We start from the raw sequence: 25,436 nt of genomic DNA, 5'->3' as shown, positions 1-25,436 counted from the left end.
TCTTTTTAATTAACTGATTTTATAACCTTAACCGATTCCTTTTTCACATCAGTCCTGATGTTGATGATATAGATTCCTTCTGCGTATCGGCTTAAATCTACCGGTACTGTTCGGCTCTCTATTTTGAATTCCTGCAGAATTCTTCCAGATATGTCCACTAAAGTAGCAGTGCCTTCCTTGAAATCGTATCCAATAATCACGTTTGTGTAAGTCTTTGCTGGGTTTGGTATGGCCTCTATACTTGACTTCACTTTCTCAACTTTTTCCTTGTCTTTTAGTTTGACCACCCAGAAGTCATTGCTTCCGATATTTGTATTCTTATCTTTTGAAGAACCGGAATTTGAAGTGCCTGCCATAATATACCCACCATCTCTGGTCTCAATTACTTTTCTCAGAATATCTTCGCCCCCGCTTCCAACAGTTTTGTTCCAGATTTCTTCGCCTTTTTCATCCGTTTTAAGTGCGATATAATCGTTTACACCGTCCTTTTCAAGGCTTGCCCCGACCGCTTTTGCAATGGTAGATGCTGCAGATCTTACAATTTCTGATTTTGCGTAGCCGCCAATTAAAAAGCTACGGTCAGCATTTTCAACCAAAGAAGTCAATATGTCTGTTTTCCCAAAATCATACGTTTTACTCCAGTCAACATCTCCTTCTTTATCTAACTTAAGAAGCCATAAATCTGTACCATTACTTACGATACCCCCTTGTGTAGTTAAGGCGTTTTTACTATCCGAATTCCCTCCAACGATATATCCTCCATCCACAGTCTGATGAATAACATACGGCTGATCATCACCGTCTGCACCATATGTTTTTTGCCATTGAATAGCTCCTGAATCGTCAATTTTAACAATCCAGTAATCTCCTTCTCCATTAATATTATCTATTTTATCTCCCGAAATTGGAGAATTTGAATATCCAACCAAAATGTATCCGTCGTCAGAAGTCTGCTCCATGCTTCTCAATAAATCCGCATATTGGCCACCATATGTTTTCTGCCATTCAATATTACCTTCTTTATTAAGCTTTACGATCCAATAATCCATATTGCCACGGCTTTTTTCAGATTTACTGAATAGGTCTGCTTTTGAAGTTGCTGTCGATTTTCCGTCAAGTTTAATATTTGAAATTGGCTGAGGGCTCGAGCTTGAAGAACCTCCTAAAATATAGCCTCCATCTTTAGTCTGAAAGGCACATAATAATTCATCCTGCCCAATTCCACCGATCGTTCTTTGCCATTGTTCTCCACCTGCAGCATCAAGTTTAATGACCCAAAAATCAGTAATTCCTTTGCAATCTTCCCCTTTCTGAAAACCACTTCCTGAACTTGATGTACCAGCAAGAATGAAACCACCATCTTTTGTGCCTTTTATGCTTTGAAGCAGATCAAAACCGTTTCCTCCAAAACTCTTTTGCCAATCAAGTTCTCCTTTTTCTGACATTTTCCAAATCCAGAAATCTAGATCTCCATGGTTGTCATCGGATTTATTTCCTGTTTTGTCTGATAAAGAACTGCCTGCTAGGATAAAGCCATAATCGGCGGTAGGCTGGGCATCAAATAGATAATCGGCGTGAATTCCGCCATACGATTTTTCCCACTGAATATCTTGGGAATAAATAAATATTGGTAAGAATAGAGAAATTAATAAGTAAAGTTTTTCCATAAGCAAACTGAGTTAGGTTTTGGGCGATAATAATTTGCCCGCAAATCTAATAACCCCATTTATTAAAATTTTACGGTTTTCCTCATTTTGAAAATTTATCATTGAAATTATCAGTAAATACAGTAAAAAAAATAATTTTCGCACTAAAAAATTGCAAAAAAAACTACAAATATGTCTTTATTATTCTAATTCATTAAAAAGCGAAGTAAAATACTTAAGATAAAATGAGATTTTTACATTTACCATATTTCACAATATTTGGCATATATATTTTTAGTCAAAAAGAACGTGCAAATCAATTAGAAATATTGATAAGGAACAACTGAAGATTGTGCTTTCTATGATATTATTGTATCAAAAGCAACATTTATTTTAAGCTACTGCAAAATTATTTATATGATATTTGTGGAATTTTAATTGCAAGCATTAGAAATAATGCTATCCTAAATCTTAGGCAAAAAAACTTGAAGCTTTTTAAAAAATCTAACAAGTCCTTTTTTAAAAGAAAGTAATTTTGGAGTTCACTTCAAAAGTGCCACAAAAAGCTAAGGTGAATTTACAAATAATTCGCCATTTCAAATTTGTTGCAAAATCCTGGTGCTTAATTCTTTTACTTATACTAAACTTATTAAAATCAAGCACTTATCTGCTTAGGTTCGAATGGCGGAGCGTCCCAGTTCAAAACTAGAAAACATGTATTTTTTTAAAGAATAGGCAGATTACTTTTCTTACACTTACTAGATCACTTAATTAATTTGCTATTCTAATGAAGCAAATAAGTTATTTATTTCGCAACTTGTTTACTTGCTTATTTAGAATAAATAATAATGTAATTAGCATTCGTTATAAAACTGAAGACTAATTAAATACATGTTTGCAGTTGTATTATTAACAATAACATCATTTTACATCCATCACCCAAAAAAATCGATTCAATACTCATGATTTAAGCTTTATAAATGGAATACAGTTATAAAATATTTGTGGTAAAAAACAACACATATTCCAATTTTGAATGCTAACAAAAAAATTAAAACAAATCATCAGGATCAACTAAACCTGATAGTTTTTGTTTTAAATCGTCTTCTAAAATCGTTAATCCGTATTGGTAAGAAGCGTTCATCCAGCCAAAACCTTCTTCAGTTATGTAATCGAATTCCGTTCCTACGTTTCCGTATTCTGCGAAAATTTTGTGCGAACTAATCGATAAATCAAACTTCTCCGGAATTGTTCCGTTATAATCAACCGCATTTCTGGTAATTAACCAAAGCCAGCGATACACCATTTCCTGGACTTCTTCGTTGAAATTATAGTTCAGTAAACCTTCCCATAAAAGCATTTGATGCGGCGCCCATCCAAACGGATAATCCCATTGTCTTATTGGTGCATTTTCGTCAACACCCGCAATTGATTCTTTGGTGCTTCCGGCAATTCCACCTTTCATTTTAAACCTTGGAAGTGTTTTTTTAACCAAAATTTCAGCCTCTTCCTGTGTGCTTATTTTCGCCCAAAGCGGATAAAAAGTTGGCGCAGCTTCAAAGAAATGTTGCTTTTCGTTTACAAAATCATAATCCAGATAACATCCTAATTCTGAATTCCAGCACATTTTATTGATTTTCTCTTTCCTTGAATTCGCTTTTGAAATCCAATATTCACTTGAAAAAGATTTGTCTTCAAAATATTGAAATTCATTTTTAAAGTACTTTTTAATCAAAAAAGCAATATCAGTTTCGTATTTATAAAGCAAACTATTGATCGCAACCGTATTTAAATTGGCACAAACTCCAACCAATCTATTTGTTGTATCATGCCCACTTTCGCGCATACTTCGATCGTGAATAAAATACTTATCAAGTTCAGCATCTATAATTTCTCTTTCGAGATATTTCTTTTCAAATTCTCGCGTTGAAAGATCATATTTAGGCGCATATTGCTCCAGAATATCATCAAAATGCCCTTCTTCAACTTCAAACGGAAGCCCGATTCCTTCTGCTTTATAGCGGTTTAATCCATTTGCTGTTAGTCGCTTTCCTTCTTCCATCCAAACGGTTTGATATTCTTTTATGGCGGTTTTTAAATGTCTTTCAATCCAGAAAATATCCGGATTCGACTTTTCTAAAACATCCATAATTAGCGACGTATAAAGTGGCGGTTGTGTACGGGTTAAATAATAACTTCGGTTGGCATTTAGGATTTTTCCGTAATGATCGATTTGATATTTAAAATTCTCTGCAATACCTAAAGCAAGATCAATTTTATCGTCAATCAAAAGTCCTTTGGCAATAAAATAACTGTCCCAACCGTACATTTCATTAAACCTACCGCCGGGAACTACAAACGGAACGCCTGAAATTTCATTGTTTTTTATCTGAAGTGCCAAAGCTAAAATTCCGGGTTGTTTATTCAGCGAAAGCACATATTCGGGCGAAATATTTTTAGGCATTTGTACCACTTTTAACTTTGGAGTTGTAGCTTCTAATTTCTTGAAATAATCAAAAACAATTTCATCTCCAAAAGGAACATACAAATAAGCCAATTCATTTTCGATCTTATTGTCTTCCAGGATTTTCTTTACACCATCGGCATCAATTGTTCGCGTAAGACCTTTCCAATACAGGTTTTTTATCTTTCTCGAAATCCTTTTTACAGGATCTTCGGTAATTTCATTCAGATTGATTTCGGCAAATTCGGTTTTATTTTTTTTTGCCAAAGCCAATTCCTGCAATAAATTTGAAAGCTGATAAGTTCCTTCGATAACTGCCGGATTCCCATCTTGATCGTACACCAAAAATTTCTTTGGACCATGATCATCAATCGTTATTTTTTTATCGCCATCAGTATCTTCCTGAGCCAATAATTTTTCGATGGTTTGGTTTATATGTAATTTAAATTTCATCTTTTGCAGTTATTTTTTTGAGAATAAAAAAGGATATTAATAATAAAGACATTGGAATTAAAGTAAAATAAAATGCGTTTTCCGGTCCTTCATTTTTAAACAACCAGCCTGTTATTCTGGAACCTAATGTTCCGCCAAGAGCAGAAAATATTACAATTAATCCGGTCATTGAGCTTTGCAAATTCTTTGGTAAAGCACTAAGTACAATCGAATTTAGCAAAGGATAAATTGGTGCAATAAACAACCCGATTAAAGGAAATGCAAAACCAATTAAAGGTATATCCGAAAGTGTATTGATGTTTTTAACTTCTAAGCCAACTGTTTTTGGAAGTACAAAAATCACGATCAGCATCGCCGAAAAAATACATACGGTTAAAACCCAAATCCAGTTCACTTTTTTGGTTACAATCCCTGCAATCATTCGTCCAATTGCTAGTGAAATCGCCAAAATACTCGCCATCATTATACTGATATTCTCCGGCAAATGGAGCACTTTTGTATTGAATGTTGGCAACCATGAAAGAATCCCCTGTTCGATCATGACAAACAAAAAGACGCTTATAACAAAAATTACGGTAAGCAATTTTGCCATTAATTTGAACATTTGCAGAAAGTCATCTTTTAGGTTTGCTCCCGCCGAAACTTCCGGTTCTTTGAATTTCACAAAAAATAAAAACAAAAATGACAGGAACGATAATGCAGCCAAAAACCAATATACATTTAGCCATGAATTAGGATCATTTTCGTTATTAAAAGCTGGAAATAAAAAATAAGCCAACGCAATCCCAACCATAAAAAAACCTTCGATACTACTCATCAAAGCATTGTGTTCTTTTTTGGTTTCGGTCACAGTTCCAATCAAGGAATAAACCGAAACTTTGATCAAAGCAAATGAAACTCCTACAGTCGCAAAAAGAAATTTAGCGTTGTCAAATGAGTTTCCAAAATACATAGAAATACAAGCCAGAGTAACCAAACCTAATCCTATTAACATCGATTTTCTATAGCCTATTCTTGGTAAAAAAGAGGCTATAAAAAAGGACACAATAGCAATTGGCATGTCTTTGAAAGCTTCTAAAATACTTGCCTGAACTTCATCTACTCCGTAATTGCTTTGCGATTTTAGAATCACAATTCCTACGCTGTTTAATAAAATAGCGAAGACAAAATAATTAAGATAAAGAGAGATTTTAATTCCTATGTTTTTCATTTTTTTAGATGTGATTTGTTTGCGGCTACGTTGCAATTACGGTGTGGAGACGCACTACTGTGCGCCTCTACAATACCGTATGTATAAATTTAGAAATTAATCGCTACCGAAAATCTAAACGCGCGTCCTAAAATAGGTCTTGCCATAAACACATCGCTTGCCGCAGAAGTTGTTTGTCTTGGATCTCCTTCTGTTAAACCAATTTCATTGAATAAATTCGAAGCATCTACTGCAAAACGAAGATTATTATAGGTATAATTCAAACCTGCTCCAACTTCTTTATAAGCCGGCAAAACTTGTTTGTTATCCTGATTCGTGAATTTTTTGTCGTAATAAGAAAACTGAACGTAAGCCGTAAGATCTTTTGTGATATCTACTTCTGGTCTTAGATTACAGAAAAATTTAGGGATTCTTCGTGCTGTATTTCCGTTAAAATCAAAAGTCGAACCGTCAGCATTTGTTCCTGTAAAATTATTGTATTCTGGTTTTTGAACTGTAAAAGTGAAATTCAGTTTTACGATTTCATATCTCGCATTAGTTTCTACTTCTAGACCAATATTGTTTACATCGGCAAATTTGTTTTCAGAAGATCCGTCAGATAAGATGTCAGTAAAAGCAACGTTCTTCAAGTTCATATGAAACAAGTTGGCATTCACATTAAAGAATGAATTAGAATATTTATAACCTAACTCAAACTGATTTACTTCTGTATTTTCTAATTTGCTTAAATCTGCTGCATTATCATAAAATGATTCTTCGATTGGTGATCTAAAACCGTGGCTATAACGAACATACGAAGCCATATTATCATTGAATTTGTAATTCCCCGCAGCTGTATAAGACCATTCGCTTACATCATATCTCCAATAGGTATAAGGATTTCCTTTTACGGTTGTAACTTTATCATCAGCCGTATTGTTGTCTAAAATCCCTAAGTTTTCTGCAAAAAATCTGGCGTTGTCTCTATAACCTGAATATTTGTCTTTGTTGTATCTTAAACCTGCGTTGAAGGTCAAATTATCTGTAGCTTTAATTTCGGCATCAGCATAAATATCATTCAAAAGACCTTTGGTTTGAGCGTCTCTTTCTAACCATGTAATCCTTTCTACTCCGTTCCAAGTGTGATCAACTCCTGTTGTATTGTCTTTTACATTTAACAATCTTGGATTATCTGAAACGCCTACTAAATAAGAATTCCAGTTCCAATATTGGTTTGATTTCCAGTTTGAATAGTAATAACCAGCTGTTAATTTTACAGGATCTAAGTCAAAATTGAAAGAGAAATTATTAGCAAAATTGTTCATCTTTTTGTCGATATGCCAAAGATCTGCTCTCATAATTAAAGCATTTGGATCAAGAGTTTGACCGTTGTCTACATAAGAATAGGTTAAATTGCTTGCCGTTGTATTTTGAACATCTGTTGCATAAGCGCTTTGTGTCCAAGGACCTCCGTTAGGGAAAATTGCATTGTAATTTAAATCAATATTGGTTTGTTTAAATGCATTTTTGAACGTTACTTTCTCAGATATTTTCTTTTTGAATTCAGCTCCAATTGAGTTGATAACCGGATGAGAACCATCTTCTAAATCTGCACTAAAAGTTCCTCCGCCATATTGAGGCACATTTAAGTGGCTGAAATTTACTGAAGTCAACGTTCCATAATTTGGATTAAATCCCGGAATTCCTTCAATTTTTCCGTTATTACTTTTTAAAGGAATTGGCAAATAGAATGTATTTCTGTCGTCAAGGTGTTTGAAATTAACTCTTAAATAATCGTTGTCATCAAATTTATAAGTGATGTTTCCTTTTATTTGTCCGCCTTTATTTGCTGTAAAACCTGTATTTCTCACACCATTATCGGCTCTGTAGAAACCTCCAACATTAAAAAACAATTTATCTTTAATCAAAGCGCCTGATAAATTAAGATCTGTTCTGAACATTCCATAATCTGATGTCGTGAATTTTGCTCTTCCCATAAATTCATTCTGACCTGTTTTAGAGATGAAATTGATGATTCCACCCGGAGCATTATTCGCGAAAATTGATGCCGAACCTCCACGAACAGCTTCCATTTTACTTACTGTTTCGTCTAATCTGTAAAAAGTATCGGCGTTGGCAAATTGCAAAGCACCATCTTCAAAAACCGGCAATCCATCTTCTTGAATTTGTACATATTCATACGCTCCAGCTGATGGAATTCCTCTTGCAAAAAGGTTATTTCCTATTTCTCCTCCAGATGCTTCTACCACAAATCCCGGAATGGTTTGAAGCAAAGCCGCTGTGCTCGATGGTGCTCTGTCTTCGATAGCTTTTGAGCCCATTGTTGTAATTGCAACGCTGGATTCCAATTTAGATCTTGGCGATGATGATCCTGTAACCACAACTTCTTTTAGACTTTGTGATTCTCCTTCAAGAAGTAAATTCACCTCTAGAGATTCGTCTTCTTTTATTGCAATTTGCTTTTCGAAAGTTTTGTACCCCACATTTGTTGCAATAATAGTATAAGTTCCTGCATCGATATTAGAGAATGAATATCCTCCGTTTTCATCTGTAATCGTACTTTTTCCTGTTTCCTTAAGAGTCACATTTGCTCCCGGAACTGTTACTCCGCTGTCGTCTAATACTTTTCCTGATATGGTGCCTTTATTTTGGGCAAATATATTATTTGGTAAAAAAAACAGGCAAAACATTAAAAGTAATGTACCTAAATACTGGTGTAGCTTTTTCATTTTTTTTGTTCGGTTAGTTAGTTATTATGGTTATCACTGTCAAACTTAATAACTAATTATAAGGAATATAGGAATTAAAAATCGAAAACGTTTTCGAAAAGACCTAAAACGTTTTCGGAACTTAAAATTTTATTCATGCAGTTTATTTTTAGTACTTTTATTTCATGAATGACACAAAATTAATAGATATAGCCTCAGCCTTGGGAATTTCGGTTACCACAGTCTCAAAAGCCTTAAAAGGGTATACAGATATTAGTAAGTCTACTCGAGCCAGAGTTATCGAAATGGCCGAAACGATGAACTACATGCCCAATTCTGTTGCGGTAAACCTTCGAACTAATGAAACCAAAACAATTGGCGTCATTATTCCGGCTACGGTACATCATTTTTTTTCGAGCGTATTAAATGGTATTCTTGAAGAAGCCGAAAAAAGAGGTTATTTGGTCATTATATTACAATCAAATGAAAAGTACGAACTCGAGAAAAAACAACTTGCTCTTTTAATTCAAAAACGAGTTGACGGAGTTTTAATGTCTCTCTCAAATGAAACTGATGATTTCAGTCATATTAATGAAGTGATTCGAAAAAATACTCCTGTTGTTCTTTTTGATAAAATTGCCAAAAGAGTTGATTGTTCCAAAGTTGTTATTAATGATGCAAAAGCAGCTTATGATGCTGTGACGTATCTTATTAATAAAGGATATAAAAAAATCGCGCATTTTAGAGGTTCTTATGTTCCGCAAAATTCTATCGATCGTTTTTTAGGTTATAAAAGAGCACTCGAAGCTCACGGAATTGAGTACGATTCGAAACTGGTTTATGTTTGCGACAACAATACTGATTTTGAAGATGGTTACGAAAATGCGCAAAAAGTAATGAGCGAGAATCCGGATATTGATGCGATTTTTGCGATTACAGATTTAGTCGCCATCGGGATTATAAAATATTTTAATGAAGCCGGAATAAAAACTCCTGAACAAGTTGCCGTTTTTGGATTCAGTAATTGGTTTATGAGTACGGTTATTTCCCCTAAATTGACCACAATTGATCAGCCTGGATTTGAAATGGGGCAAACGGCAGTTTCCATTCTTATTGATGAAATTGCAGATATAAAAGATCTTAAGCCAATAACACACCAGCTTATTGAACTTCCAACAAGAATCATTGAACGAGAATCTACAGTTAGAATAAATTCTTAAACTTTTATTTAGCAAACTAATCAAAAAAGGTATCCAGCAACAACAAATGTTTTGTGCCAAATACCTTTTCATATGTTCTTCTAACCTTTTATTTTACAAGTAAAATAATGAATAACAATAATATAAATCAAAACTATTTTTTTATACTTAATTTATGCACTAAATTTATTTTCTAATTATATTAAATAAAAATAATTATGAAATTCGCACTTGCAGAACTATTAAAAATTGTAAGTCGCCTTTGTATGCTTTTTTAGCCTTGGATTCATTATAATCAATTTTTCATATGCATAAAAAGCCAATAACTCCACATTTGTCAAATCTTGCTCACATGTCCAATTTGGAGTTCATACCTAAAAATGGACACAGAAGCATAAGACCTTTGTATGCTAAAAAAACAATACAATAATACATTACTTCTTTTCTATTTTTTTATTTGCATCTCAAAAATTTTCCTTCAATAGAATATTGTTAATTACACTCCCAGATAATAACATTCAAGCCTTACATCAAATACGGATCATACTAGGTGCATAAGAGATACAAAAATAGTAAAGCAGTAAACAAGGAAGCACTATTTCATTGCAATCATTTGCTTAAGTAAATCTATTGCTTGTTATTCTAAAGAAGTTAAAAATTGGTGTATTTCTGGCTTTTTATGTATCTATTTATAACTTAAAATATTTGAAACGCTTTAAATCTCTTTGACACCATAAGCGTTATCTGATCATTAATCACACCCCCATACAAAATAATTTGACTAATGCTGCATTTGTTGGAGCAAAAACAGTAAACGGTCCTTTGCCTTGTAATGTTTCTACTAAATCAGCAGCTTTTACAGCGGCTACTAACGTAGTGTGATCTTTTGAATTTACTGCATTTTCAATAATATTTTTACTCGGATACATTGCTGCACCGCCCACCATTACCGTTTTTTGAGCAAATGATGCAAATCCGAATGTTAAAGCTAAAATTGCTGTCGCTAAAAATTTTCTAGTTTTCATAATTAATATTTTAAGTTATAAGCTCATTTACGCTGGAATATTGGTTTTGGTTTTAACAAAAATTAAAATAATTTCAAAAAACACTGAAATATTCTCAAAATACACTGTAAAACAAGTAATTAATAATTACAATTATTTTTGATTATTTTTAAGCTGTGATAGATTTCACATCTTTTTATTATTAAATTCAAAACATATTTATTATAAAAAATCTACTTAAAAAAACAAGAAACTAAAGCTAAAAACATTCCATAATTTAACCTCAAAATGATAATTAATAACCACACAAAAACGATTTTTTCTATTTTAATTTTACTCACTTTTATTCAATGTAAATCCCCGGCTTATAAAATGAATTACCAAGAAAATTATCTTTCGGAAGCAGATAAAGCAATTAAACAATATACAATTCCACCTTATCTTAAAAAAGGTGATTCAATAATGATCGTTGCTCCAGCGGGTTTTCTAACCGACTCAACAGAAATTGATCAGGGAATCGAGCTTGCAAAAAGTTGGGGGCTTAATATTAAATTAGGCGAAAATCTTTTCAAAAGGCACAACCATTTTGCTGGAACAGACCTTGAAAGACAAAATGATATGCAAGAAGCTTTAGATAATAAAAACATTAAGGCGATCTGGTGCTCCAGAGGAGGCTATGGAACTGTTAGAATTGTTGATCAATTGAACTTTTCTGCTTTTAAGAAAAACCCAAAATGGATTATTGGTTATTCAGATATTACTACTCTTCACGAACAAGTTCATAGATTGGGATTTGCATCTATCCACGCTACAATGCCCGGCGGAATGAGACGAGCTACCCCTGAAGCCAAAGAAACACTTTATAAATCTTTATTTGGTGAGGATTTAAGTTATGAGGTAACTACTAATCCACTCAATAAATTAGGCACAAGTAAAGGTGTTCTTATAGGCGGAAATCTTTCGATTATTATGTCGATGTTAGGTAGTAATTCTGACATTGACCCAAAAGGCAAAATTTTATTTATTGAAGATGTTGGTGAAGATTTATACCGAGTAGACAGAATGATGTATACGCTGAAAAGAAATGGCTTCTTGAAAGATTTAAAGGGAATTATCGTTGGCGATTTTGATTATAAAACAGAAGAAAATATTTTGTTTGGCGGAACACATCGTGAAATCATTCTAAATGCTGTAAAAGAATATGATTATCCAGTAATTTTCGATTTTCCGGCAGGACACATCAGAAACAATCATGCGTTGATTTTCGGTAAAAAAGTTAAGTTAGAATCAAATGCAACATCTGCTATTATTTCTTACAAATAAGCCTGAAAAAATATTTTGATTTAAACTAGATTTATTTTCTGAATAAAATTTTCATTAACTTTAATATAAAATCGTATTCCTATGAAAAATCTACCACAAAAAGTCAGAAGCAAAAAGTTAAGTTTACGAGTTGATTTAACAGCAATGGTCAGCGTTTCTTTTTTGCTGATTATATTTTTTATGGTTGTTGGGGAATTATCGAAACCGAAATCTATGGGTTTGAGTTTGCCAGATAGATATTCTGACAAAGAATTTACCTGCGTTATTCGTTGTGGTGGAGATTCAAATCGTATTATTACAATTTTATTAGATGAAAATAATAAAATAATTACGTACTCAGGTCTTTTAGCTATACCAAGGGAAAATCCTAAAAAATTAGATTATAGCAAAAACGGAATTCGTAAAGAATTATTTGAAAAAAATAGTAAAATTATAAAATACTCAACTGCACTTGGAAAGCCAAAAAATGGTGCAATTGTAATTATAAAACCAAGCAAAAAATCCAATTTTAAAAATCTGGTAGATATTCTGGATGAAATGGCCATTGCAAAAATAGATACTTATGCAATTGTAAATGATTTTTCTCCGGAAGAAACAAAATTACTAGCAGTTAAATAATTATAATGTTATAAAAACAAAAAGTCCCACATTGCGTGGGACTTTTTGTTTAGACGAAAACTTCTTTTTTATTTCTTAATAAATTTCATGCTTGAAGTCCCTTTATCTAATTTTACTTTTATAAAATAATTACCAGCTTTCAGTTTTGAAACATCAATGTTAGAAACTGATTTTGCGTTAGGAACTGCAATTATAATTTGACCAAGAATATCATAAACTTCTAACGACTGAATTTCTATAGATTGTTTAGTACTAATATTCAAAACGTCCTTTACCGGGTTCGGATACACCACAAAATAATTCGAAAATTCAAAATCTTGTGTTCCTAATGTTTTAAATGTAGAAATAGCTTTATTCGTTAAAATTGGATAATTATAATCGAAATAAATATTTGCATCATTTGTAAAAGAATCTCCTACGGTTAGATTTGATTTTGTTTTAATTTTGAACGCTACATATCCATCATTATTCGCATCGTCAAATGGAAGTTTGATGTTTTCAAAAATGAATTCTACTTTGTTTGTCTCTGAAATTTTAGTTACAAAAGGATGGCTGGAACTTGTTGGAATTAAAGTCGAAATATCAAACTTAGATAAGTCAATCATATCTTTTACCACAATATTTTGCGCCGAATAAGTTCCTGTATTTTCAAAACGAATCATATAATGCACATACTCACCTATTAAATTTGGCGTTATTACTTCACCTTCTAAACAGGTTTTATCATTTGGATCATAAGAATTAACAACGGCTTGATTTAATACGAATGTATTGTCTATTGGAGTTTCATCTGTAACTTGGGAAGCAATTGTAGTAGTAAATTTTAAAATAACACCATTATTTACAGCTGGAATTTCTGTTGGGCCATTTAAATTCAAAACAAAGTTGATTTCACGAGTTTCTAAAGGCTGCAAGTTGCTGAAATTCCAAGACAAATTATTACTACTTTGAGTTGATACTACTGGATTAGACAAAACTAAATCTAATATTGCATCATCAAATACCACATTTACCGTACCCGATTGGAGCGTATTTCCTTTGTTTTTATAGACCAATTTAAATTTGATATCAAAACCAGGTCTTGCAACTTCAAGCGGAATTAAGGTGATTTCTAAATCGGGATGAACACCATTAGGTGTGATACAAAAATTTTGCTTAAAGGGACTATTCAGTAGTGGAAAAGTTATGTTTACAGCTGTTGGTGATGCATTAAAATAACTCGGATTTTCGAATACTGGGGATATTGTATGAGTTCCAGATTGAACTTGAATTGAATAATTACCGGTAGCTTTAGCTATTAAAGTCCCTACTGCCTTAGTACTAGTAATTGAATATTTTAAATTTGGTATTAGAACGTCATTTGCATCACAGCCATTTTTATTACTATCTAATCTTTGACTGCCCTCTATCGTGTAAAAAGTACCTCCAGGAACAAATGAACAATAACTATTAATTACAGTTTTTCTATTAAGCTCATCAAAGTATTTTTTAATTGAATCAATTTCAAATTCATCTGCACAGATATATTCTAAATTTACATTACTAGTCCAGGTTCTTCTTTGATTTTCAATTTCAGCATTAGCCATATCATTACTTCCATTTTTAATAAACAATCTTTTAAGATTGGGACCATCCGCATAAAGAGTTGTCAAATATTTATTATTTGTACAGTCTAAACTTTCAAAATTATTATTTCCGCAACTTAACTTAGACAACTGTAATAAAGGCGATACATCTAGAGATGCTAACTTATTATTATTACAAATTAAACTTATTAAATTTACTAATGGTGAAATATTTAAAGCAGTTAATTGATTTTCATCACATTGTAAAGTTCTTAGTTTAACTAAAGATGAAACATTTAAAGAAGTTAACTGATTGGTTGAACAATTTAAATTTGACAATTCAACTAATGGCGAGGCGTCAAAAGAAGTTAATAAATTTGTAAAGCAGGATAACATATTAAGTTTCGTTAAACCTGTCACATCAAGACTTTTCAATTTATTATCGTGACAAAAAAATTCCGTAAGATTGTTTAAACCTGTTACATTTAAACTCGTTAAATTGTTACCATTACAACGTAAACTAGTAAGATTTTTTAAACTTGTCACATCTAGAGTAGTTAATTTACTTTCAGCACAGTCTAACTCTTTAAGGTTAATAAACTTTTCGATTCCAACTATAGAAGTTATATTAGAATAACTTACACTTAAGTGAACAACTAGCAATGCTTCGCTTTCTTGTATTTTTCCATCATTATTGACATCAACCGTAATCGCTTTATAAGAACCGTCAAGTGCTGTTCTATTAAACTTATCTGCAGCTACCAACTTAGCTTCAAAACTCGCATCAGGAAAATTAATATCTTGTGCGCTCAAAAAATTTAAAAAAAATACAGTAAGAAGCAAAAAGTAGATTTTTTTCATATTTGGGGGTTTTCATACAAAAGTAACTTTTTGCAAGAATAACACAACTTTATTTGTTAAAATATCTTAAAAGCAGAAATACAAAACAAAAAAAAGTCCCACAGTAATGTGGGACTTTCTATTTATAAAAAAGCTAAGAATTATTTTTTCTCAGTTTTTTCCATTTTAGCTTTTAAAGCAGCTAATACATCATTGTTGTCACCTAAAGTCGCAGCTGGTGCGTTTGTAGATGCAGATGTAGTAGTTTCAGTAGCAGCTTTCACGTTTTTCTCTTCTTCTTCACGGAAGATAGCAGTGTGAGAAGCAACTACTCTTTTGAATTCTTTGTTGAATTCAATTACTTTGAAATCAGCAGTATCACCTTTTTTCAATTTCTTTCCGTCTTCTTTTTCAAGGTGACGAGTTGGAATGAAAGCAACGATATCATCTCCGAATTCTACAGTAGCTCCTTTGTCAACGATTTCAGAAATTTCACCATTGTGGATAGTTCCTACAGCGAAAGAATCTTCGTATTGATCCCAAGGATTAGCAGTAGTTTGTTTGTGACCTAAAGATAATTTACGTCCTTCAACATCTAATTCTAATACAACTACATCAAGTTTCTCACCAACATTTACAAATTCAGATGGGTGTTTGATTTTCTTAGTCCAAGAAAGGTCAGAAATGTAGATTAATCCATCAATTCCTTCTTCTAATTCTACGAAAATACCAAAGTTTGTAAAGTTTCTAACGATACCTGTATGTTTAGAACCTACTGGGTATTTAGAAGTAATGTCAGTCCATGGATCTTGAGTTAATTGTTTGATACCTAATGACATCTTACGATCATCTCTATCTAAAGTTAAGATAACTGCTTCAACAACATCTCCAACTTTCACGAAGTCCTGAGCAGAACGTAAGTGAGTTGACCATGACATTTCAGAAACGTGGATTAAACCTTCAACACCTTCAGCAACTTCGATAAATGCACCGTAATCAGCGATTACAACTACTTTACCTTTAACTTTATCACCAATAGTTAAATTAGCATCTAAAGCATCCCATGGGTGAGCGTTTAATTGTTTCAATCCTAATTGAATTCTTGTTTTCTCATCATCGAAATCAAGGATTACAACGTTTAATTTTTGGTCTAATTCAAGAACTTCACTTGGGTGGTTGATTCTGCTCCAAGAAAGGTCAGTAATGTGAATTAATCCGTCAACACCACCTAAGTCAATGAACACACCATAAGAAGTAATGTTTTTAACAACACCTTCTAATACTTGTCCTTTTTGTAATTGACCGATGATTTCTTTTTTCTGTACTTCAATATCAGCTTCGATAAGCGCTTTATGAGATACAACAACGTTTTTGAATTCGTGGTTGATTTTTACCACTTTGAATTCCATCATTTTGTTTACATATACATCGTAGTCTCTAATTGGCTTAACGTCAATTTGAGATCCTGGTAAGAACGCCTCGATACCGAATACGTCAACGATCATACCTCCTTTAGTTCTACATTTAACAAAACCGTTAACGATTTCTCCAGTTTCATTAGCTGCAATAACTCTATCCCAAGATTTGATAGTACGTGCTTTTCTGTGAGATAATACTAATTGACCTGTTTTATCCTCACGGATGTCGATTAATACTTCAACTTTGTCACCTACTTTTAAGTTTGGGTTGTAACGGAATTCATTTAAAGAAATAACACCTTCAGATTTAGCATTGATATCAACGATAACGTCTCTATCTGTAATTCTAACAACAACTCCTTCAACTACTTCTTCTTGATCTGTAGCGATGAAAGTTTTTGATACTAGTTCTTCAAACTCTTGTAAGTTTTTCTCATCTACTGCATCAATTCCTTCTTGGAAGTTATGCCAGTTAAAATTTGCTAAAAACTCTTCTTGTGATTTTAATTGTTCAGACATGCTGATAAAAAATTTGTATTCTGTTTTTCTCGAGTTTCTTCATGCGATAGAAAATACAGAAGTTGTTTTACATAAATGGTTGATACCTAAAGGAAACTCTTCTCTGCCAAAAGGTTTGCAAAATTACTACAAATATTTGGACTTACAAAATAATTCCGAGTTGATTATCAGTGAATTGTTTAGAAGCAGAAGTTTTTAGGTTTTTCGAGATGTCAAGTCCCGCTATCCGTTACAATCTTTTATGTCCGCCGCGGCGGACATAAAAGGATTTCCACTTCTATCGGGGCTAGATTAGAAAGTCTCGTTTTCATAAGAACCTTGAAAAACGAAACCCGACAAGTTTTGAAAACCTGTCGGGTTTAATTCCGATTATTATCTAAAAATCTTAATGACTCAAATTCTCAATTTCCTTCGGATCATGTTTATGCTTAAACAAAACAGCAAAAGCAATAGCAATAACCAAAGCATAAGCTGCAAAAGACAACCAGATGGTATGCCAGTCTTTCATCAAAATTGGATTAGAAAAAATTCCATCTGCAGAAACTGAATTTCCTTGGCTTTTTACAAATTCCAACATTTTAGAGTTCGTTGTATCTGTTTGTAAAAATCCTGCCAACTCTGTTGTATTAGCAAATGACTTTGTAAAGAAACGATCAATTGCCCAACCTGAAGTCAAACTTCCTAAAACGGCTCCTACTCCATTCGTCATCATCATAAATAAACCTTGTGCAGAAGAACGAATTTTAGAATCAGTATTGCTTTCTACGAATAAAGAACCTGAAATATTAAAGAAATCAAATGCCATTCCGTAAACGATACAAGACAAAATAATCATCCATAATCCACCAACAGGATCACCAAAAGCAAATAATCCGAAACGTAAAACCCAAGCCAACATACTAATCAACATAACTTGTTTAATTCCGAAACGTCTTAAGAAAAAAGGAATTGCAAGAATAAACAAAGTTTCAGAAACCTGAGAAATCGACATAATAATAGTCGAATACTTAATTACAAATGAATCAGCATATTTTGGAAAATGCTTAAATTCATCTAAAAACACATCTCCATAAGCATTTGTCAACTGAAGCGCTCCTCCTAAAAACATAGAAAAAACAAAAAATAAAGCCATTTTATAATTAGCAAATAGCTTAAAAGATTCTAAACCAAAAGTTTCAATCCAAGTCGCATTTTCTTTAATTAGGCGCTGTGGCTCGCATTTTGGCAAAGTAAAAGCATAAACTCCAAGAATTAAAGCACCAATTCCAGCAATATAAAATTGATATTCTGTCGCTTTACTTCCGCTCAAATTGGTAATCCACATGGCAACAATAAAACCAATTGTTCCCCAAACACGAATTGGCGGAAAATCTTTTACTATATTTTTATTGTTTAGTTTTAATGAGGTATAGGATATAGAGTTACTTAAAGCTATTGTTGGCATATAACAACACATTGCCAAAAGCATTACAATAATAAAAGTATCCGGAGTTGTAACTTGTGCAATTGCAAATAAAACCACCGCATAAAGTATATGAAGAGCGCCGTATAATTTTTCAGCATTAATCCATCTATCTGCAATAATACCTGTAAGTGTAGGCATAAAAAGAGAAGCAATTCCCATGGTTCCAAAAACGAGTCCAAATTGAGTTCCTTCCCAGTTTTTTGTCCCAAACCAATAATTTCCTATTGTTATAAGCCAGGCTCCCCAAACAAAAAATTGAAGAAAGCTCATTATAATCAATCTGTTTTTAATCCCCATATGATAAAATTGTCTTTAAAATAAAAATGAAGCGGTAAAACTAACATTTAAAATAATATCTGCAAAAAATTACGCTGTTTTTACAACATCATTTATTAATTCTAAAACAGCCACAAACTGTTCTTCTTTATTTAAGTAAGAATTATCAATTTCAATTGCGTCATCGGCAATTACCAATGGAGAATCTTCACGGTGTGTATCCATATGATCACGGTCAACAACATTTTTCAAAACTTCTTCATAGGTTACGTTGTCACCTTTTTGCTGCAATTCATCAAAACGTCTTTGTGCACGTGTTTCGGCACTAGCGGTCATAAATATTTTAAGTTCTGCGTCAGGAAAAACTACAGTTCCTATATCTCTTCCATCCATCACAATGCCTTTATTTTTTCCCATTTCCTGTTGTTGTTCAACTAATTTAGAACGAACTTCAGAAACAGCAGCTACTGCACTAACAAAATTAGAAACTTCAATTGTTCTAATTTGCTTTTCAACATTTTCGCCATTCAAATACATTTCGGCAAAACCTAAATCAACATTGTATTTGAATTCTAATTGAATTTTCGGCAAAGACGCAATCAAAGCATTTTTATTAAACGAATCAGCATCAATGAATTGATTTTTCATAGCAAAATAAGCCACTGCGCGATACATTGCACCAGTATCAACATACACATATTCAAGCTCTTTTGCTAATTGTTTTGCCAAAGTACTTTTTCCAGTTGATGAAAATCCGTCGATTGCAATTGTAATTTTTTTCAATTTTGTATTTTTAAATTTTATTATTTCAGACTCCACAAAACAGCATTTTGAGAATCAGTTATTTACTTAGAAAGCCTTGATTATTCTAATGTTTTCAATAAACAATTAAATAATTTTAAGCGTTGCAAATGTAATTATCTTTCTCTTTATTCTGAAGATTTATAACACTTATAAACTAATTTAATCCAATAAATTCTAAACAAAAAAAAACTTTTCATCATCGAAAATCAAATTCATCTCGATCATAAAAAGTTTTATACTTTTAATTTTATTTATTGCTGTTTTTTAATAATAAATATCCATAAGGATATTTGTTTTTGAATTATCAATTAACTTTTGAATTCTTTTAAAAAACTCTTCATTTACCATTGGACAACCATGGCTGTTGCTGATGTAATAATCCTGTTCTTGCAATGGAACTGCCGAATAAGCATGCAATACAATAGCACGTTCTAAAGCTTTATTATTAGTTTCATCTAAACCTGCTAATCTATAAGCTTTTCCAAAAATTCCTTTATATGTTTTTCCAACTGAATATCTGCCTAAGGCTGTACAATTAGAATTTGGCATATTGCTGAATTTCAGCACGCCCTTAATACCTGTTTCAGAACCGGAACCGTGTGCTACCAGACCTTGATCTATAACTTCGTTCTTTTCTAAATCATACACAAAAAAACGATTTTTTCCAGAAGGAACTTTCATATCAATCAAAAATGCAATTTTAGAATTGTATTTTGGATCATTATTAATCATGTTTTTTATGTCTGTTATTCTGCTGTTGATTCTTTCGATCTCGACATTGGTTATCGTAGATTCATCTTCATTGAAAAAGTGTTTAGCTCCCGTAAAAACACTCACAGTCATGAACAAAAATAAAGTAAATATTTTCATATTATTACTGAAAATTTAAAGTTAAACCAAAAAGACTTGTATTAGCCGCCAACGTATACCTTGAATAAGAATAGTTAAATTTTAATTTATTCATTCTTAAGCCAAATCCTAATGAAACTCCCGAAAAATTGCGTTGTTCATCAATTCGTAATTCTTCGCCTCTTCTAAAATTATATCCTAAACGCAAATTAAATGCTCTTTGTGGAAAAAGCTCCACACCAAAAACGACGTGCCTTAAGGTATTATTTGCAAACGAGATTTTCTCGTTAGTTGTTGATCCATCAATATTGGTTTCTCCACGAACGGGGTTCGAAAAAGATATGTTCCATTGCTGCAGATTTTCTAATGAAAGATGCCAACGAAGCGGTACATGCTCTAATTCTTGCGAGATACCAGCAATAATTTCAAAGGGCAAATTCTCCTTTATTCCTGAGTAAGTTGTAAATTGAGTTCCAATATTACGAAATACTAGGGCCAAATTTACATTATTTTTTTCAATTTGATACATAATTCCCACATCAATTGCTCCACCAATGGAATTATAACTTTCTAAATTCGAAGTTATTAGCTTTCCATTTACTCCAATATGAACATCTGTATAGGGAATATTGTATGCGTATCCAAGCGTTAGCGCGCCTTCACTTCCTGTAAAATCTGATGTTGCCTGGCCATTTTCATCATAACCTTCAAAACTGCCATAATTCACATAACTCACGCCTGCATAAAAGGTTTGAATATGTCTATCATACGTATAAGCATATGAAGCCGTTCCATAAGATGCTTCTCCGTAATAACTTCCATAATTTACAGCAAGATGATTGTCCATATCTTCATTTAATACCGCCGGGTTAAACATCACCTGATTTACATCATCATCATAAATCGTAATATTTTTTCCTCCTAACGCTGCTTGCCTTGGCGAGGAAGTCAAATTGAGGAATTGATAGGTGTAGCGCCCTCCAACTTGCCCGAAAGAAATCGAGCAGAGTAACAACATTAAAAATGAACCAAATCGTTTGAACATGTTTTTGGGGCGATTCCTATATGGGAATAACGCAAATACAAAGATAAAATTATATAACGTAAAAAATAATTTTTATAACTAGCTATTAATCAATATTTATACCACACTTTTTAATTCCATATATCATATTTCTACATAAAAAAAATCCCAAACTCCAATAATAAAATTGGAATTTGGGATTTTAAAGTATTGAAATTTTAAATTGACGTTTATTTCAATTGCTTAGCATTTTTTACGCTTTGATCTGTTAAAGCCAACGCCAAAACTTCACTCATTTCTTTTACATAATGAAAAGTAAGTCCTTCTAAATATTCAGCTTTAATCTCATCAATATCGCTTTTGTTTTCGTGACATAAAATAATTTCTTTGATGCCAGCTCTTTTTGCAGCTAAGATTTTTTCCTTAATTCCACCTACAGGCAAAACTTTTCCACGAAGTGTAATTTCTCCAGTCATGGCAAGACTTTTCTTCACTTTTTTCTGCGTTAATAAAGAAACTAAAGAAGTAAGCATAGCAATACCAGCACTTGGCCCATCTTTTGGAGTTGCTCCTTCCGGTACATGCAAGTGAATATTATATTTTTGGAAAATTTCTGTGCTTAAGCCTAATTTCTTCGCATTAGCCTTAATATATTCCAACGCAATTGTTGCTGATTCTTTCATGACATTTCCAAGATTTCCTGTAATTGTCAACGAACCTTTTCCTTCAGAAATTAATGATTCAATAAATAAAATATCACCACCAACGCTTGTCCAGGCTAAACCTGTTACAACTCCAGCAATATCATTATTTTCGTATTTATCGCGCTCCAATCTTGGCACACCTAAAACAGTTACAATATCTTCATCTGTAACTTTTTTATTGTACTCTTCTTCCATCGCTACTGCTTTTGCTGCATTACGAATTACCTGAGCAATTTTTGTTTCGAGATTACGAACACCAGATTCACGCGTATAACCTTCAACAATTTTTTCTAATTGTTTTTTACCAATTGTCAAATCTTTTGAAGTTAATCCGTGTGCTTCTAATTGTTTTGGAAATAAATGTCTTTTTGCAATTTCAACTTTCTCTTCAATTGTATAACCTGACATTTTAATAACTTCCATTCTGTCACGCAATGCTGGCTGAATTGCTGCCATATTATTGGATGTCGCAATGAACATTACTTTAGACAAATCATATCCCATTTCAAGGAAATTATCGTAAAAAGCATTGTTTTGTTCCGGATCTAAAACTTCTAATAAAGCAGAAGATGGATCACCACTGTTTCCGTTCGAAAGTTTATCAATTTCATCTAAAATAAAAACAGGATTTGAAGTTCCCGCTTTTTTCAGACTTTGAATAATTCTTCCTGGCATTGCACCGATATATGTCTTTCTGTGTCCGCGAATTTCTGCTTCATCACGTAAACCTCCTAATGAAATACGTACATATTCACGCCCTAAAGCTTCAGCAACAGAACGACCAATAGATGTTTTACCAACTCCCGGAGGTCCTGTTAAACAAATAATTGGCGATTTCATGTCATTTCGCAATTTTAAAACTGCCAAATGTTCAATCATTCTTTTCTTAACTTCATCAAGTCCAAAATGATCTTTATCTAATATTTTCTGAGCATGTTTCAAATCGAATTTATCTTTAGAATATTCGCCCCAAGGCAATTCTAAAAATAATTCTAAATAATTGCGCTGAATTCCAAAATCCGGTGATTGTGGATTCATACGGCGCATTTTAGACAATTCTTTTTCGAAATGTTTCTGCGTTTTTTCGTCCCATTTTTTGGTTTTAGCCTTCTGCCCCATTTCATCCATTTCCTCTTCTTGCGAAACGCCTCCCAATTCTTCCTGAATGGTTTTCATTTGCTGATGAAGGAAATATTCACGTTGCTGCTGATCTAAATCAAAACGAACTTTTGACTGAATATCATTCTTCAATTCTAATTTTTGAAGTTCGACATTCATATAACGTAAAGTTTCTAAAGCACGTTCTTTTAAACCATTTATCGATAAAAGACCTTGTTTTTCTTTTACAGATAAATTCATATTTGAAGAAACAAAATTGATTAAAAACGATTGACTTTCAATGTTTTTAATGGCAAATGTAGCTTCAGATGGAATATTTGGACTTTCTTTAATAATCTGAATCGCTAGTTCTTTAACAGAATCTAAAATCGCTGTAAATTCAGTATCGTTTTCATCCGGACGTTCTTCTGAAACTTCCTTAATGGTAGCTGTCATGTAAGGCTCTTCAGAAACTACTTCGTCTATTTCAAAACGTTTTTTTCCTTGCAAGATAACCGTAACATTTCCGTCAGGCATTTTTAAAACACGAAGAATTCGGGCTACAGTACCAATTTTATGAATATCATCTTTAGACGGATCTTCGTCTTCTTCATTAATTTGTGAAACTACTCCAATGATTTTTCCGCCAGCGTTGGCATCATTAATCAGTTTAATAGACTTGTCCCTTCCTGCTGAAATTGGAATAACAACACCTGGAAATAAGACAGTATTACGCAAAGGCAAGATTGGCAGAGAAACCGGAAGTTCCTCATTATTCATTTCTTCTTCGTCTTCGGGAGTTAATAAAGGAATTAATTCTGCTTCAGAATCAAATTCCTGAAGTGACAGATTGTCAATAGTAAGTATTTTATGATTTGACATAATAATATATAAGTCGTTTTGTCATTAAATGATTAATACAACTTGCAAATAAAGCCTGAAATTCATTATTTTCTAATAAAAACAAGCTAAAACTTAATTTACAAGATACATCTTATAAAATAGACAATCACTATGCCAAGAATGGAATGTAGAATATCTATTTAATTAGCCAAACTAATAAAATCAAATTGCATTACCAAAAAAAATCCGCACAAGGCGGATTTTAAGCGAGTTCATAAATTATTATAAACCTTCTATATCTATATCAAAAGATCCTGTAATTGTCTTTTCATCATTTATACTAAAATTTTGAACGACCAAATCAAAAGTCCCCACTAGTTTTGTTGCTGTTTTTGAAACAATTGTGATTGAACCTGATTTAGATGTATATAAATAATCATTTATTTTGAAAGTACCTGCAATAACATTTACCAGAGCGCCACCCGTATTCGATGAATTAGTTGAAACCTGATAAGTTCCAGCTTCATATGATTTATTAATACTCAAACCAACACTTACACTACCATCATTCTTTTTTCCAACTATACTATAATATGGATTACTACCAGATGCACTTACAGCAGTTACATCAACTTTGTCATTAATAAAATCAACTCCATTTACTTTTGCCTTCAAAATTTGATCTGAATCATCTGCAGGAATATTTTCTGTATAAGGCACATTCGTAAAAGTACCATTTGTAACCACTTTAGTTTCAGTTGAACCATTATCGGTTTCTCTAAATCCTGTAAATTGAAAAGTACCTGAAATTGTTTTTTTTGTTTTATCTACCGCAGTAATTTTAATTATTGCTGTATCTGTATAATTTTTTACTTCCAAAAATGCCGCATCTTCGTTTGAAGCACTAATAAATCCATAGCCATCAACTTTTTCTGCGTAAGCTAAAACAAAACGATCTGCATTTTCTTTGCTGTTCGCCCATGTATAGGTTCCTATTTTATTGCTTGGTAAAATTATTTGAATTAAATCTCCTTTTGAAGATCTAGTACCTGCTATTAATACATAGTCGTTTGTTACGACAGCAGTTGTGGTATTTGCAATAAATTCTTCTCCGCCAATTTTAGCCTTAAAAATCGGTTTCTCTTCTACACTTCCACCCCCATTTCCATTCCCGTTATTCTCAGAACCTGAAATATCACGACCATCATCAAAAGGACTGCAAGAGCTAAAAAGACTGCCTATTGCAAAAAGCAAGAGAAATAAAATAGTAATTTTCTTCATATGGATTTTAATTTACGTACAAATATAGATTTTATACGAAGAAATAAAAATCTTACACAACCTAATAATTTGAAAAAAAATAAAATTAATTTTATAGAAAGTGTAACAAATAAAAAAAAGCAAAG

Annotated in this window: 15 protein-coding genes and 1 pseudogene; 3 read left to right on the top strand and 13 right to left on the bottom strand. The window is 32.5% G+C overall.

Annotated elements, in window-relative coordinates; genetic code table 11:
- Nucleotides 1-5: 5 nt before the first annotated feature.
- The 4 genes from GQ47_RS00155 to GQ47_RS00140 form a co-directional block, all read right to left on the bottom strand.
- Nucleotides 6-1,667, bottom strand: coding sequence for a T9SS type A sorting domain-containing protein (locus tag GQ47_RS00155; RefSeq protein WP_035643489.1), 1,662 nt, complete (start codon nt 1,665-1,667; stop codon nt 6-8).
- 1,030 nt (nt 1,668-2,697) lie between these two features.
- On the bottom strand, nt 2,698-4,563 hold the full coding sequence (locus GQ47_RS00150) for a trehalase family glycosidase (RefSeq protein WP_035643486.1): 1,866 nt from the start codon (nt 4,561-4,563) through the stop codon (nt 2,698-2,700).
- Nucleotides 4,553-5,773, bottom strand: coding sequence for an MFS transporter (locus GQ47_RS00145; protein WP_035643475.1), 1,221 nt, complete (start codon nt 5,771-5,773; stop codon nt 4,553-4,555). Before GQ47_RS00145 ends, GQ47_RS00150 begins: the two co-directional genes overlap by 11 nt.
- An 89-nt stretch (nt 5,774-5,862) precedes the next feature.
- Nucleotides 5,863-8,502 (bottom strand): TonB-dependent receptor, encoded by a 2,640-nt coding sequence (locus GQ47_RS00140; protein ID WP_051951248.1) that lies wholly within the window; start codon nt 8,500-8,502, stop codon nt 5,863-5,865.
- A 164-nt stretch (nt 8,503-8,666) separates the two neighbouring features.
- Here GQ47_RS00140 and GQ47_RS00135 point away from each other — a divergent pair, with 164 nt between their 5' ends.
- Nucleotides 8,667-9,701, top strand: a complete 1,035-nt coding sequence (locus GQ47_RS00135) for a LacI family DNA-binding transcriptional regulator (protein WP_035643471.1) — start codon at nt 8,667-8,669, stop codon at nt 9,699-9,701.
- 752 nt (nt 9,702-10,453) lie between these two features.
- On the opposite strand, the pseudogene GQ47_RS00130 reads toward GQ47_RS00135, so the two are convergent.
- A pseudogene (locus GQ47_RS00130) lies at nt 10,454-10,705 on the bottom strand (fasciclin domain-containing protein); the annotation flags it as partial.
- Nucleotides 10,706-11,056: 351 nt separating this feature from the next.
- Here GQ47_RS00130 and GQ47_RS00125 point away from each other — a divergent pair.
- Together GQ47_RS00125 and GQ47_RS00120 are read left to right on the top strand one after the other, a co-directional pair.
- Nucleotides 11,057-12,007, top strand: coding sequence for a S66 peptidase family protein (locus GQ47_RS00125; RefSeq protein WP_051951246.1), 951 nt, complete (start codon nt 11,057-11,059; stop codon nt 12,005-12,007).
- Nucleotides 12,008-12,088: 81 nt separating this feature from the next.
- Nucleotides 12,089-12,625 (top strand): ExbD/TolR family protein, encoded by a 537-nt coding sequence (locus GQ47_RS00120; protein WP_035643467.1) that lies wholly within the window; start codon nt 12,089-12,091, stop codon nt 12,623-12,625.
- A gap of 68 nt (nt 12,626-12,693) precedes the next feature.
- Here GQ47_RS00120 and GQ47_RS00115 read toward each other — a convergent pair whose 3' ends face one another.
- From GQ47_RS00115 to GQ47_RS00075, 8 genes are all read right to left on the bottom strand, one after another.
- Nucleotides 12,694-15,003 (bottom strand): DUF7619 domain-containing protein, encoded by a 2,310-nt coding sequence (locus GQ47_RS00115; protein WP_238567924.1) that lies wholly within the window; start codon nt 15,001-15,003, stop codon nt 12,694-12,696.
- Nucleotides 15,004-15,191: 188 nt separating this feature from the next.
- A complete protein-coding gene (gene rpsA / locus GQ47_RS00110; RefSeq protein ID WP_035643463.1) occupies nt 15,192-16,967 on the bottom strand; it encodes a 30S ribosomal protein S1 in 1,776 nt (591 codons plus the stop codon).
- A gap of 385 nt (nt 16,968-17,352) precedes the next feature.
- Nucleotides 17,353-18,729 (bottom strand): nucleoside permease, encoded by a 1,377-nt coding sequence (locus GQ47_RS00100; RefSeq protein ID WP_035643457.1) that lies wholly within the window; start codon nt 18,727-18,729, stop codon nt 17,353-17,355.
- A 69-nt stretch (nt 18,730-18,798) separates the two neighbouring features.
- A complete protein-coding gene (gene cmk, locus GQ47_RS00095) occupies nt 18,799-19,491 on the bottom strand; it encodes a (d)CMP kinase (protein ID WP_035643455.1) in 693 nt (230 codons plus the stop codon).
- 285 nt (nt 19,492-19,776) lie between these two features.
- Nucleotides 19,777-20,382: a murein L,D-transpeptidase catalytic domain-containing protein gene (locus GQ47_RS00090; RefSeq protein WP_035643452.1), complete on the bottom strand. Its 606-nt coding sequence runs from the start codon at nt 20,380-20,382 to the stop codon at nt 19,777-19,779.
- A gap of 4 nt (nt 20,383-20,386) precedes the next feature.
- Entirely contained in the window at nt 20,387-21,406 is a 1,020-nt protein-coding gene (gene porQ, locus GQ47_RS00085; protein WP_035643450.1) for a type IX secretion system protein PorQ, read from the bottom strand.
- A gap of 209 nt (nt 21,407-21,615) precedes the next feature.
- Nucleotides 21,616-24,069 (bottom strand): endopeptidase La, encoded by a 2,454-nt coding sequence (gene lon, locus GQ47_RS00080; protein ID WP_035643448.1) that lies wholly within the window; start codon nt 24,067-24,069, stop codon nt 21,616-21,618.
- A 243-nt stretch (nt 24,070-24,312) separates the two neighbouring features.
- Nucleotides 24,313-25,311, bottom strand: a complete 999-nt coding sequence (locus GQ47_RS00075) for a DUF6252 domain-containing protein (protein ID WP_035643446.1) — start codon at nt 25,309-25,311, stop codon at nt 24,313-24,315.
- Nucleotides 25,312-25,436 lie beyond the last annotated feature (125 nt).

The sequence above is a fragment of the Flavobacterium sp. ASV13 genome, assembly GCF_000745775.1.
In the GTDB taxonomy this organism is placed as follows: domain Bacteria; phylum Bacteroidota; class Bacteroidia; order Flavobacteriales; family Flavobacteriaceae; genus Flavobacterium.
The sequence above is the reverse complement of the archived record's forward strand: the minus strand, read 5'-3'. Positions and strand labels throughout refer to the sequence as shown.